The 13,554-nt window shown below is 39.5% G+C and carries 10 protein-coding genes; 9 read left to right on the top strand and 1 reads right to left on the bottom strand.

The window, feature by feature from the left end:
• Positions 1–157: 157 nt before the first annotated feature.
• Complete coding sequence (gene htpG, locus NQ560_RS11645) at positions 158–2,212, top strand: molecular chaperone HtpG (protein ID WP_029730761.1); 2,055 nt, start codon at positions 158–160, stop codon at positions 2,210–2,212.
• Between the two features lie 92 nt (positions 2,213–2,304).
• On the opposite strand, the gene NQ560_RS11640 is transcribed toward htpG, so the two are convergent.
• Positions 2,305–3,393 carry a hypothetical protein gene (locus NQ560_RS11640; RefSeq protein ID WP_005334562.1) on the bottom strand — a complete coding sequence of 363 codons (1,089 nt, stop codon included), beginning with the start codon at positions 3,391–3,393 and terminating at the stop codon, positions 2,305–2,307.
• A gap of 219 nt (positions 3,394–3,612) precedes the next feature.
• On the opposite strand from NQ560_RS11640, the gene NQ560_RS11635 reads away from it, so the two are divergent.
• The 8 genes from NQ560_RS11635 (at position 3,613) to NQ560_RS11600 (ending at position 13,475) form a co-directional block, all read left to right on the top strand.
• Positions 3,613–4,326, top strand: a complete 714-nt coding sequence (locus NQ560_RS11635) for an IMP cyclohydrolase (protein WP_005334561.1) — start codon at positions 3,613–3,615, stop codon at positions 4,324–4,326.
• Between the two features lie 10 nt (positions 4,327–4,336).
• A complete protein-coding gene (locus NQ560_RS11630; protein WP_005334560.1) occupies positions 4,337–5,515 on the top strand; it encodes a phosphoribosylaminoimidazolecarboxamide formyltransferase in 1,179 nt (392 codons plus the stop codon).
• Positions 5,516–5,848: 333 nt separating this feature from the next.
• On the top strand, positions 5,849–6,442 hold the full coding sequence (locus NQ560_RS11625; protein ID WP_005336938.1) for a manganese efflux pump MntP: 594 nt from the start codon (positions 5,849–5,851) through the stop codon (positions 6,440–6,442).
• A 63-nt stretch (positions 6,443–6,505) separates the two neighbouring features.
• Positions 6,506–7,903: a radical SAM/SPASM domain-containing protein gene (locus tag NQ560_RS11620; protein WP_040015600.1), complete on the top strand. Its 1,398-nt coding sequence runs from the start codon at positions 6,506–6,508 to the stop codon at positions 7,901–7,903.
• Positions 7,904–8,034: 131 nt separating this feature from the next.
• A complete protein-coding gene (locus NQ560_RS11615) occupies positions 8,035–8,619 on the top strand; it encodes a TetR/AcrR family transcriptional regulator C-terminal domain-containing protein (RefSeq protein WP_005334553.1) in 585 nt (194 codons plus the stop codon).
• Positions 8,620–8,684: 65 nt separating this feature from the next.
• Positions 8,685–10,124, top strand: a complete 1,440-nt coding sequence (locus NQ560_RS11610) for an NAD(P)/FAD-dependent oxidoreductase (protein WP_117495123.1) — start codon at positions 8,685–8,687, stop codon at positions 10,122–10,124.
• A gap of 186 nt (positions 10,125–10,310) precedes the next feature.
• Positions 10,311–11,657: a phosphoglucosamine mutase gene (gene glmM, locus NQ560_RS11605; RefSeq protein ID WP_029730756.1), complete on the top strand. Its 1,347-nt coding sequence runs from the start codon at positions 10,311–10,313 to the stop codon at positions 11,655–11,657.
• Between the two features lie 144 nt (positions 11,658–11,801).
• Complete coding sequence (locus NQ560_RS11600; protein ID WP_005334543.1) at positions 11,802–13,475, top strand: AAA family ATPase; 1,674 nt, start codon at positions 11,802–11,804, stop codon at positions 13,473–13,475.
• The last annotated feature ends 79 nt before the right edge of the window (positions 13,476–13,554 follow it).

Genomic DNA, 13,554 nt, shown 5'->3' with positions numbered 1-13,554 from the left:
CTTTTAAAAAGCGAGGGATTATCATAGATTTAATCAGGGACATTTCAAGATTTTGTATATGCTTACTTATGAGTAAGTTCATGTAGATTTCGATTTTATCCCTGGCATCAAAACACAAATGATTAAATTTAAAATATCAGAAACAGGAGTGATTAGAATGGAAGCAAAAAAAGGTAGTCTTTCAATCAGCAGCGAAAACATTTTCCCAATTATTAAAAAATGGGTATATTCTGACCATGACATTTTTGTCAGAGAGATGATTTCCAATGGCTGTGATGCCATTACAAAATTGAAAAAACTGGATGTAATGGGTGAATATCAGTTACCGGATGATTATAAGGCATCAATTCATGTAGAAGTGAATCCGGAAGAGAAGACTTTGAAGTTCATTGATAATGGTCTTGGTATGACAGCAGAGGAAGTTGAAGAATATATTACTCAGATTGCATTTTCAGGAGCTACAGAGTTCCTTGAAAAATATAAAGACAAGACAACAGAAGACGATATGATCGGTCATTTCGGACTGGGATTCTATTCTGCATTCATGGTTGCAGATGAAGTTCATATTGACACATTATCTTACAAAGACGGAGCAACACCGGTACGCTGGGTAAGTAATGGTGGAACGGAATACGAGATGACAGAGGGAGACAAGCAGACTGTAGGATCTGAGATTACATTGTATCTGAACGATGATTGTCTGGAGTTTGCGAACGAGTATCGTGTAAGAGAAGTTATCCAGAAGTATTGTTCCTTTATGCCGGTAGAGATTTTCTTATCAAAGGCAAATGCAGAGCCAGAGTATGAGACAATTGACGAGGCAGACCTGAAAGAGGACGATGAGGTTGTTGAGCACATTCATGAAGATGCCAAGACCGAAGAAAAAGAGAATGAAAATGGTGAAAAAGAAGTTGTAGAAGTATCACCTGCAAAAGATAAAGTAAAGATTAAAAAGCGTCCGGAATCCTTAAGTGATATTCATCCGCTCTGGACAAAACATCCGAATGAGTGCAGTGATGAGGACTACAAAGAGTTTTATCGCAAAGTATTTCTGGATTATAAAGAGCCGTTGTTCTGGATCCATCTGAACATGGATTATCCGTTCAACTTAAAAGGTATCCTGTACTTCCCGAGAATTAATACAGAATATGATTCTATTGAAGGAACGATCAAGCTGTATAATAACCAGGTATTTATTGCAGATAATATTAAGGAAGTCATTCCAGAATTCCTGATGGTATTAAAGGGAGTTATTGATTGTCCGGATCTTCCACTGAATGTATCACGTAGCGCTCTTCAGAATGATGGATTTGTAGGCAAGATTGCTGAGTACATTTCCAAGAAAGTTGCAGACAAGCTTGCAGGTATGTGCAAGACAAAACGTGAAGATTATGAGAAATACTGGGACAGCATCAGTCCATTTATAAAATTTGGTTGTCTGAAAGATGAGAAGTTCTGTGACAAGATGAAAGATGCAGTTCTCTTTAAGGATATCGATGGAAAATATCTGACACTGAAAGACTGCGTAGAAGCAAATGGTGGAGAGCTGAAAGAACTCGATAAAAATGCAGCACCAGACAATGCCGAGGAAAATGCAGAAGAGAAGAAGACAACTATCTATTATGTAACAGATGAGATTCAGCAGAGTCAGTATATCAATATGTTCCGTGCACAGGGACAGGATGCAGTTGTGCTGAAACACAACATTGATTCTCCATTCATTACACAGCTTGAGCAGCGCTATCAGAATGTTCAGTTCCAGAGAATTGATGCAGATGTTACAGATAATGCAAAAGAGGAAGTTGCTGAAGACGAAAAGGAAGCATTCCAGAAGACTGTAGACAGTCTGACTGCAACATTCCGCAAAGAGCTTGGTAATGACAAGCTGGATGTGAAAGTTGAGAAACTGAAAGACAGCAATGTAGCTTCTATTATGACATTATCAGAGCAGAGCCGCCGTATGCAGGAGATGATGAAGATGTATGGAATGGATTCCATGGGAATGGATATGGGTGGAGAGAATACCCTGATCCTGAACGCAAATCATCCACTGGTACAGTATGTACAGAAACATGAAGATGGAGAAAATACATCTTTGATCTGCAAGCAGTTGTATGATCTGGCTATGCTGGCACATAAGCCATTAAATCCAGAAGAGATGACAGCATTTGTTCAGAGAAGCAATGATATTATGATGCTTCTGACAAAATAGATTCAATATTGGATCCATAGTGATATAAGTATAAAAGAACCTGCCTCACAATTTTGGGGCAGGTTCTTTTATACAGTTTTATTCTGAATGCTCTATTCTACTGGAAGTATGGTATCAATTAATGAAGTAATCTCAGAATCTTCGGCACCGGCCGCTGACAGTGTTTTGAAGTTCAGAGAAACGGTAACCGTTGTCTGTGCACCATAAGTTGGTGCAGCAGCGTATTTTTCCATCAATTCTACAAGAGCACGATCTACTTCTTCCTCAGAATAGTAAGTTCCGGTTTCGAGTTCGTTCATAGCACTTTGGAAACTTGTGTTTGGAGTTACAGTTACATCAATAATGTAATTAAATAATCCGTCCTGTTTCTTTGGTGTTCCAACAGAATACTGACAGTTATTACAGATTGCTTTCAGCGCAGCGCTATAACGATCTGTGTATGAGGCACTCAGCTCTTCCGGTGGAGCGTACATAGAACTTTCTAATTGAGACTGGACAGAAGACTCGTCCTCGCCAGTATGTTTTGCATATTCGGCTACATCATTTTTAAACAGTGCATTCAGACAGGATGTGAGATAATCCTGAGCGTCCAGTATCTCGCATACACTGTCATATGGTGCCATAATGTTATCCATAGTAGCAGAGAATAATTTCTGTAACTGCTCGTCATCAAGGCTGTAACCGTCTTTTGACTTCTTAACCTCCAGTGTAAGCTGAGTGGAGGCTTCGTAAGAAGGAGAGCTTTTTACAGCTTCCGTTGCTTTTTCGAGAAGCTTTGTCATCTCAGTATTCAAATCTGTAGAAGAGATGGCCGGACTATATTTTTCGCAAGTGTCTTTTGTAGTTGCTTTAATATCCAGTGGAGTAAAAGTAAGTTGCACAGAATAACGTTCATCGTCAATTTTTTTAGCACCATTTATCTCAAATTCTACGGCATTAAATGATGCCTGAAGGAACTTAAGATAAGAATCTTTTAGCTCGTCCGGAAACTGAAGTACATACGTTTCGTTCTCATCTGAAATTCCCTGTTCCAGAAAAGAAGATAAAGAAGACGGATCCTCTTTTTTTATAGAAGTGATCAGATCTCCTACATACTTGTCTGCGGTCTCACCGCTGGCACATCCGCCAAGTAACAACGCAAAGATAAGCGTTAACACAAGGCATAAATGCTTTTTTTTCATAGTTTCTTCCTCCGTATTCAGATAAATATAAAACCATGTATGAAAATGGTTAAATAGTTATTTATAATATACCACAAATAAGACTGGAAAAACATCATTATTTTTTATATAATAGTTGTAAGAGCGCATAGCGCGTAGTAATTGGTGATCATATGAGGATATAATCTGTTAATTATGTGATTTGATCAGTTACTAGAATACTTGTGGAGGAGAATATTCATGGAAATGTTGAATCTTGAAAAAGAATTACAGAGTAATTCCTACCCGGGACGTGGAATTATTATTGGTAGAAGTGCGGACGGTACGAAGGCTGTGACCGCATATTTTATTATGGGAAGAAGTGAGAACAGCAGAAACCGCGTGTTCGTAGAAGATGGAGAAGGAATCCGTACACAGGCATTTGATCCGTCAAAGCTTACAGATCCAAGTCTGATCATTTATGCACCGGTGCGTGTGCTTGGTAATAAGACCATTGTGACGAATGGCGACCAGACAGACACGGTTTATGAAGGCATGGACAAGCAGCTCACTTTTGAACAGTCACTGAGAAGTCGTACATTTGAGCCGGACGGACCGAATTATACTCCTCGTATTTCCGGAATCATGCATATTGAGAATGGAACATACAACTATGCAATGTCTATTTTAAAGAGCAACAATGGTAATCCGGAGAGTTCACACCGCTATACCTTTGCATATGAGAATCCAGCAGCAGGAGAGGGACATTTTATCCATACATACAAGTGTGATGGTAATCCACTTCCAAGTTTTGAAGGGGAGCCAAAGCTTGTCAGCATTCCGGATGATATGGAAGCATTTACAGATCTTGTATGGAACAGTCTGAATGCAGATAATAAAGTTTCACTTTTTGTGCGTTATATTGATATTGCAACCGGAACTTATGAGACAAAGATCATAAATAAGAATCAGTAGGAGGAATATCATGAAAGAACTGGAATTAAAATATGGATGTAACCCGAATCAGAAACCATCCAAGATTTATATGAAGAATGGAAAGGATCTTCCGATTCAGGTATTGAACGGCAGACCAGGATATATCAATTTCCTGGATGCATTTAACGGATGGCAGTTAGTCAGTGAGCTTAAGAAAGCTACAGGACTTCCGGCTGCAACATCATTTAAGCATGTATCACCTGCAGGAGCTGCAGTGGGACTTCCGCTTGATGAGACATTGGCTAAGATTTACTGGGTAGATGATCTTGGTGAACTGTCACCGCTTGCAAGCGCTTACGCAAGAGCAAGAGGTGCAGACCGTATGTCATCTTTTGGTGATTTTATTTCACTTTCTGATGTCTGTGACGTCGATACAGCAAAACTTATCAAGAGAGAAGTATCTGACGGCGTGATCGCTCCTGGATATGAGCCGGAAGCGCTTGAGATTCTGAAGGAGAAGAAAAAAGGTAATTACAATGTTATTCAGATCGATCCGGATTATGTACCAGATCCGATTGAACATAAAGAAGTATTTGGAATTACATTTGAGCAGGGAAGAAATGAATTAAAGATTGACAATGATTTCTTCTCCAACATTGTTACAGAGAATAAAGAACTGACAGATCAGGCTAAAATTGATCTTGCAATTTCCATGATTACTTTGAAATATACACAGTCCAATTCTGTATGCTTCGTAAAAGATGGACAGGCAATTGGAATTGGTGCCGGACAGCAGTCCAGGATTCATTGTACAAGACTTGCCGGACAGAAAGCAGATAACTGGTGGTTAAGACAATCTCCACAGGTTATGAATCTTCCATTTGTAGATCATATCCGTCGTGCTGACAGAGACAATGCAATTGATCTTTATATCGGTGAGGATTATATGGATGTGCTTTCAGATGACGCATGGCCAAATATTTTCAAAGAAAAGCCGGAAGTATTTACAAGAGAGGCCAAGAGAGAATGGCTGGACAAACTGACAGGTGTCGCTCTTGGATCTGACGCCTTCTTCCCATTTGGAGACAACATTGAAAGAGCACACAAGAGTGGTGTTACATATATTGCACAGCCTGGTGGTTCTGTAAGAGATGACAATGTTATCGATACATGTAACAAATATAACATGGTGATGTCATTCACAGGTATTCGTCTGTTCCATCACTAAGAAAAAAGAACATAGAATAATTAAGAAGAACACTTTCTGAAAAATGCAGATTTTTTGGAAGGTGTTCTTTTCTATATTGTAATCTTATGGCAGATGAAATAATCTTTCGGAGAAAAAACATTTTCTATCAGAGAGTGAGAATGTATGCGACATATTTTTATAAATGTAGCATTTGGATAACGTTTCCCACCTTTTGTACATTCCTTTCTTTTTCATGTTTTAATACAATGATGTCAAGGGACGGAACAAAACTTTTTTACTTATTTGTGAGCAAATGCATGAGAAGTGAAAGGTTTTGTTCATCACAACATAATTAAGAGTACAAGGCAGGTGATGGTTATGTCTGTTCTTGAGATTGTAATAATCTCAGCAGGATTGTCTTTAGATGTATTTGTAGCGATGGCTTATATGGGGGCTGGATTTTCAAAGATCAATAAGAAAAATCTATTTGGTTTATGCCTGCTTTTCGGAGGTGTTCAATGGGGGTGTCTGATTGTAGGAAATCTGCTTACTCTGTTGCCGATATTCCGGGATTCTTCAAATTCAAGTTCACGAATTGCAGATCATTGGGAGGCAGTGACAGTTCTGATATTTATAGGATTAGGCATATATATGATCTGGAAGGGACTTAAGAAGCGAAACATTCTTGAACAGCGCAATGATGAAATTGACTGGAAGAAAACGACATTTTTGGCACTTATTACAAGTGTAGATGCATTTCTTGCGGGAATTGGAATGGGGTTTCTGGAAGCGCAAATGATCCACCAGTCACTGACGATTTTCCCAATTACAGTACTGAGTGTAATTGGTGGTGTATATGTAGGATATAGGCTTGGTACAGTGCATAATAGTCAAGCATATCTTGCAGGTGGCGCATTGTTCCTGATTGCAGGAGTAGATGTAGTGATTCAATATTGCATGTATTGATGTGCAATGTTGATAATCAGCTCAAATATTGAAAAAATAAGATATACGAGGAGGAAATGTGATATGGGTACATTGACACATAAGGCTGCCAGAGCAGCGTATGGAACCGCGATTGATGCAGTGTTAAAACATGTGAAGAAAGATCGTGAAAAAGGTCTTTTGGAACTGGTAGATCTGACAGAAAAATATATGGGAGACAATTTCCAAAAAGAAAATTATGAGGCTGCACGTAAGATGATTCAAGATCCAGATAATAAATGGGTAAAATATGTCAACCACATGATTGATGAATTGGATCCATATGTCATTCGTCAGACTGCATTGAATCTGGGATATGAGGCAGCATTTTACGGAACAAAGACAATCCGTGAAATGCGTAAGAAATATGACTGTAATATCCCGTGGCTGATTCTTATGGATCCGACCAGTGCCTGTAATCTGCACTGTACCGGCTGCTGGGCGGCAGAATATGGAAATCGGCTGAATCTTACATACAATGACCTGGACAGTGTTATTACACAGGGAAAAGAGCTTGGAATTTACTTCTACATGTATACTGGCGGAGAACCGCTTGTCAGAAAAGATGACATTATAAAGTTGTGTAAGAAACATAATGATTGCGCATTCCATGCATTTACGAATGGAACACTGGTTGATGAAGCATTTTGTGAGCAGATGAAAGAAGTCGGCAATCTGTCTCTTTCTATCAGTCTGGAAGGATTTGAGGAAGTTAATGATCTCAGAAGAGGCGCAGGTGTGTATGAAAAAGTATTGCATGCTATGGATCTGCTGAAGGATTCCGGTCAGATTTTTGGAACATCTATCTGTTATACAAGTAAGAACATTGAGACAGTTACGTCCGATGAGTTCCTGGATATGATCATTGAAAAAGGATGTAGATTTACATGGTATTTCCATTATATGCCGGTAGGAAATGATGCGGCAGTGGAACTTTTACCGACAAAAGAGCAGAGAGAATATATGTATCACAGAGTTCGTAAGATTCGTTCCACGAACGGTGGAAAACCTATTTTTGCTATGGACTTCCAGAATGATGGTGAATTTGTAGGCGGTTGTATTGCAGGGGGAAGAAATTATTGCCACATTAATCCGAACGGAGATGTGGAACCGTGTGTATTTATCCATTATTCTGGAGCCAATATAAAAGAAGTATCTTTATTAGATGCGCTCAGACAGCCGCTTTTTATGGCATATCGGGATCATCAGCCATTTAACTGTAATCATTTAAAACCATGTCCGATGCTGGAAAATCCGGAATTGCTGCAACAGATGGTACATGAGACAGGTGCCAAATCCACAGATCTTCAGTCACCGGAAACAGTGGAGCATCTGTGTGGCAAATGTCATACTTACGCGAAGTGTTGGTCAGAGTGTGCGGATAAACTTTGGAGCGAGCATCCGCGTGAGGCGAAAGGCTATCAGAATTATAAACAGAAATAAACAATGGACTTGGTATTTCATGGAGGGGTGAAATACTGAATCTGATATTTTAGGCACAGGTTCCGTCTTGTTTAGAACACGGAATCTGTGTTATAATAATTCACAGATTATGTTGTGAGGAAGAGATAATCATGGAACGCAAGGGCGAGATGACAAAAGCGCTTCTAGGGCAGAAATTCAAAGAATTGGTCGTGAAGAAATCTTTTGATAAGATTACGATTAAGATGATCACGGATGAAGCAGGGGTAATACGCCCGACATTCTACAATTACTTCCGGGATAAATATGAAGTAATGGAATGGCTTTTGTGGGAAGATGTATTTAGCAGTGCGACGGAACTTGTGAAGATGAATATGGCAAGGTCTGCATTGGAGATGATATTTAAAAAGATTGCTGCGGATAAAGAATATTATGCACGGGTCTTTGAAGTGAAGGGGCAGAATTCCTTTGAAGATATGCTATATCACAACATCTGTAATCTGGTGCATGTAGTCGTGGAGCGTAATCCGATACATATTAAAGAAGGAGAAATTATAAGCAAAGAGACATTTTTGCAGTATGAGGCTATGACCCTGGTCAATGGGATCAAGTATTGGATCTCAAAGCACAGGAATGAGATATCGGCAGAAGAAGCGGTAAAGTTTTATGAATTTTTAGTCAGTCATTCACTGATCGATATTATTGGACAGGACACTATAGACAAGGTAATTAATTAACGGAGAAAAAATGAGCCGGAAGGCTTGTATGGCTTCGGGACTTACCTTGTCTTTTTTATATGGAAATGTTATACTTTTTATTCACAGAAAGGTGGATCAGATATATGAATAAATATGACGTAATTATTATAGGTGCAGGGCCTTCCGGTATTTTCTGTGCTTATGAATTAATGAGACAGAAACCGGATATGAAAGTATTAATGATTGAGAAGGGACGCTCTATCGAGAAGCGTCAGTGCCCGAAGCGCACGACAAAGGTCTGTGTAGGTTGTAAGCCATGCTCTATCACAACAGGATTTGCGGGAGCAGGCGCATTTTCCGATGGAAAGCTATCTCTGTCACCAGATGTAGGGGGAACTTTGCCGGAGATCCTTGGCTATGAGAAGGCGGAAGAACTGATCAAAGAAGCAGACAATATTTATCTGAAATTCGGGGCAGATGAGAAGGTCTATGGAATTGACGATTACGAAGCTATCGAGAGGATCCGGGCGAAAGCAATTCGTGCCAATCTCAAACTGATCGAATGTCCGATTCGCCATCTTGGAACTGAGGAAGGATATAAGATTTACACAAGACTGCAGGAACATTTGCTGGCTTCAGGTGTAGAGATCAAGTTCATGACTATGGTACAGGATATCATAATTGAGGATGGTGTGGCAAAGGGGGTCGTCACAGACAAAGAGGAAACTTACTATGCGGATGAGATCGTATCAGGTATCGGACGAGAAGGCTCAAGCTGGTTTGAAGGAATCTGTAAAAATCATGGTATTAAAACACAGAATGGTACTGTTGATGTAGGTGTCCGGGTAGAAGTCCGCGATGAGATCATGAAGGAACTCAATGAGAAGCTTTACGAGGCAAAACTTGTATACTATACACCAACATTTGATGATAAGGTACGCGTATTCTGCACGAACCCTTCCGGAGAAGTGGCAACAGAGTACTATGATAACGGACTTGCAGTTGTCAATGGTCATGCTTATAAGTCAAAAGACATGAAGACAAAGAATACGAATTTTGCACTCCTTGTATCTAAGAATTTTACGGAGCCTTTTAAGTCACCAATCGAATATGGTAAGCATATAGCCCAGCTTGGAAATATGTTAAGCGACGGCAAAATTTTGCTTCAGCGTTATGGTGATTTCAGAAGAGGACGAAGAACAACTGCAGAAAGATTACAGAGAAACAATATTACACCGACATTGAAAGATGCTGTGCCTGGAGATTTATCACTGGTATTCCCGCATCGTATCATGGTCGCGATAGATGAGATGATTAAGGCACTCGATAAAGTAACACCCGGAATTGCATCGGATGAGACTTTGCTTTACGGCGTGGAAGTAAAATTTTATTCGAATAAAGTCGTAGTGAACGATAAATTTGAGACAAATATCAAGAATCTGCGCGTCATGGGAGACGGAGCATCTATCACAAGAGGACTTCAGCAGGCATCTGCAAATGGTATCTGCGTGGCAAGGGAAATCTGCAAAAAGATGAACGTATAAGGTAAAGCAGGAAAATATACCAAAAGGTTGTCGAATAAAGAATAAAACAGTATAATAAGAAAAGATACTGTATTTGTCTGAACCAAAGAAGTTCAAAAAATCTGTTCATTTATGAGAAAATATATACAGATTATGAATTTCCAATTTAGACAGATAAGATTAAAAAGTAATTGGGAGATAAGAAAAATGGGTAAATATTTTGGAACAGACGGTTTTCGTGGAGAGGCAAATGTAGTTTTAACAGTAGAGCACGCATTTAAAGTGGGACGTTTTCTTGGCTGGTATTACGGACAGGATCACAAAGCAAAGGTTGTAATCGGAAAAGATACAAGACGTAGCAGCTATATGTTTGAGTACGCGCTCGTTGCCGGACTGACTGCATCAGGAGCGAATGCATATCTTCTTCACGTAACAACAACACCGAGTGTTTCTTATGTGACAAGAACAGAAAACTTTGACTGTGGAATTATGATTTCTGCAAGCCATAATCCATTCTATGATAACGGAATTAAAGTGATCAATGGAAAAGGACACAAGCTGGAGGCAGAGGTAGAAGCTAAGATTGAAGCATATATCGATGGAGAGATTGACGAACTGCCGTTGGCAAAAAAAGAAGATATTGGTCGTACCGTTGATTACGCAGCAGGAAGAAACCGTTACATCGGATATCTGATTTCACTTGCAACAAGATCATTTGAGGATATGAAAATCGGACTTGACTGTTCTAACGGTAGTGCGTTTATGATTGCCAAGAGTGTCTATGATGCACTTGGAGCAAAGACTTATGTAATCAACTGTGAGCCGGACGGAACGAACATCAATACCAATTGTGGATCTACTCACATTGAAGTCCTGCAGCAGTATGTAAAAGAGAATCATCTGGATGTAGGATTCGCTTATGACGGAGATGCTGACAGATGCATTGCTGTCGATGAGAAAGGAAATGTGATCGACGGAGATTTGATCCTTTATGTTTGCGGAAAATATCTCATGGAGAATGGACGCCTGAATGGTGACACCATCGTTACAACTGTAATGTCAAACCTGGGACTTTATAAAGCATGTGACAAGATTGGCATGAAGTATGAAAAGACAGCAGTCGGAGATAAATATGTCTATGAAAATATGTGCAAGAATAACTTTTCTCTTGGAGGAGAGCAGTCCGGACATATTATTTTCAGCAAACATGCAACAACAGGTGATGGAATCCTGACTTCACTTATGATCATGGAAGTAATTCTGGAGAAGAAAATGAGCCTTTCCAGATTGGCAGAGCCTGTAAAGATCTATCCACAGCTTCTTCAGAATGTCCGTGTGGCAGATAAGAAGACAGCACGCGAGAATCCGGAGGTTATAAAGGCAGTTGACAATGTAGCAGCAGAACTTGGCGATGAGGGACGTATCCTTGTCCGCGAGAGTGGAACAGAACCTGTAATCCGTGTCATGGTAGAAGCTGCGACAGATGAACTGTGTGCAAAATATGTGGCACAGGTAGTCGATGTTATGAAAGCAGAAGGATTGGCAGTAGAGTAAAACATATTTTTCGGCAGGGCATACATGATTTGCAGGACAATGGATTTATGCCAACAAAATGAAGTGTGAGCGATTTAAAGAAATAAATTTGCAGTAAGACTCAGGAGGAAAAATAAATCAGGTCATAAAGAGAGGGGGAGCGGTATGAAAAAAATAGATTTCCCGGTCGGAATATCAGATTTTTCGAAGATACGAGAAAATGAATACTATTATATCGATAAAACGGGACTGATCTGTGAAGTATTGAAGAACCCTGGAACAGAAGTGACACTGATTACACGTCCGAGACGTTTTGGAAAGACACTTGGAATGAGTATGCTGGCTGAATTTTTTGATATAGAAAAAGACAGCAGAAAAATATTTCAAGGGTTGGAAATTTCCAATCATGAGAAATTGTGTCATGCATGGCAGAACCAGCGGCCGACTGTATTTCTCACATTTAAAAATGTAGATGGTTTAAGTTTTGACAGTGCTTATGGACAATTGAAATATGAAATTGGACGATTATATGAAGAATATGCATATCTTTTAGATGGCGAACATATAAGCGACAATGAGCGGCAGATATATGAGAGAATAAGAAAACAGGCAGCAGGAGAAGTGGAAGTGACAAGGTCATTACAGCTGCTCCTTCAGCTCATGAACAAATATTATGGGAAACAGGCAATTCTTTTATTAGATGAGTATGATGTTCCTTTGGCAAAAGCAAGCAGTCATGGGTATTATGAACAGATGCTGGAAGTTATCAAAGCGATGATGACGACCGCACTAAAAGATAATGCAGCACTTTGTTTTTCAATTGTGACTGGCTGCCTTCGAATCTCCAAAGAAAGCATTTTTACAGGAACAAATAACTTTGTTCTGGATACAATTACAGATGCAAGATTGGATGAATATTTCGGATTTACGCAGAAAGACGTTGATAAAATCTTAAGCGATGCAGGAGTTACAGAATATGCCGGACAGGTGAAAGAATGGTATGACGGTTATCATTTTGGCGAATGTGATGTATATTGTCCATGGGATGTAATGAATTATTTTCAGGAGCTTCAACATAATCCGGATGCAAAACCGGCAAGTTACTGGAAGAATACAAGTGATAATGCAGTAATCCGATCATTTATTGATCATGCAGGAAGCAATATCACAGAAAAGTTTGAAACACTTCTTGGCGGTGGAAGTATTGTTCAGAAGGTGGATGAAGGAATCACATATGATTATTTGAACTCATCAGAGGAGAATCTTTGGAGTCTTTTATATCTGACTGGATATCTGACAAAAGCAAAAGATGATGAATACAGCGGTACATTGCCAGAAGAAACATACGCACTCAAGATTCCAAATGTAGAAATCAGGGAGATATTTGAGACGACCATAAAAAGATGGTTTGAGGACAGTGCAAAAATCTGGGATAGAAAACATCTGTTTGATGCAGTGTGGGAAGGAGATAGTGAAGAAATCACTCTGGAAATGAGCAAACTTCTCCGAAAGACAATCAGTTATCATGATTACAGAGAAGATTTTTATCATGCATTTCTCGCAGGCATATTTGCCGGAGCCGGTTATATGGTGGAATCGAATAAAGAGCACGGCGAAGGACGCAGTGATGTTGTGGTCTATGATTCAATGAATGCCAGAGTTGCAATATTTGAAGCAAAGTATTCAAAAAGTCGTGAAGAAATGGAGCGGGATTGCAACCGGGCAATCGAGCAGATTAATAAAAAAATGTATGCGTCAGAATATGAAGATGATTATGATGAAATCTTGTGCTATGGAATTTCATTTTTCAAGAAAAGATGCTTTGTAAAAAGAAAATAAAGATAATTCAAGTCCCGGTGTTGTGCCGGGGCTTTTAGTATGATTTGGCAGATTTGGCGCATACTATCTCTACGAAAAG

It is taken from the genome of Dorea formicigenerans (genome assembly GCF_025150245.1).
GTDB classification, from domain to species: domain Bacteria; phylum Bacillota; class Clostridia; order Lachnospirales; family Lachnospiraceae; genus Dorea; species Dorea formicigenerans.
Note: the sequence above shows the minus strand (reverse complement) of the source record. Positions and strands in the feature narration are given on the sequence as shown.

What these genes read in the sequence shown, in the direction of transcription:
- htpG (WP_029730761.1), top strand. Translation starts at nt 158, where the DNA reads ATGGAAGCAAAAAAAGGTAGTCTTTCAATCAGCAGCGAAAACATTTTC.
- NQ560_RS11640 (WP_005334562.1), bottom strand. Translation starts at nt 3,393, where the DNA reads ATGAAAAAAAAGCATTTATGCCTTGTGTTAACGCTTATCTTTGCGTTG.
- NQ560_RS11635 (WP_005334561.1), top strand. Translation starts at nt 3,613, where the DNA reads ATGGAAATGTTGAATCTTGAAAAAGAATTACAGAGTAATTCCTACCCG.
- NQ560_RS11630 (WP_005334560.1), top strand. Translation starts at nt 4,337, where the DNA reads ATGAAAGAACTGGAATTAAAATATGGATGTAACCCGAATCAGAAACCA.
- NQ560_RS11625 (WP_005336938.1), top strand. Translation starts at nt 5,849, where the DNA reads ATGGTTATGTCTGTTCTTGAGATTGTAATAATCTCAGCAGGATTGTCT.
- NQ560_RS11620 (WP_040015600.1), top strand. Translation starts at nt 6,506, where the DNA reads ATGGGTACATTGACACATAAGGCTGCCAGAGCAGCGTATGGAACCGCG.
- NQ560_RS11615 (WP_005334553.1), top strand. Translation starts at nt 8,035, where the DNA reads ATGGAACGCAAGGGCGAGATGACAAAAGCGCTTCTAGGGCAGAAATTC.
- NQ560_RS11610 (WP_117495123.1), top strand. Translation starts at nt 8,685, where the DNA reads ATGTTATACTTTTTATTCACAGAAAGGTGGATCAGATATATGAATAAA.
- glmM (WP_029730756.1), top strand. Translation starts at nt 10,311, where the DNA reads ATGGGTAAATATTTTGGAACAGACGGTTTTCGTGGAGAGGCAAATGTA.
- NQ560_RS11600 (WP_005334543.1), top strand. Translation starts at nt 11,802, where the DNA reads ATGAAAAAAATAGATTTCCCGGTCGGAATATCAGATTTTTCGAAGATA.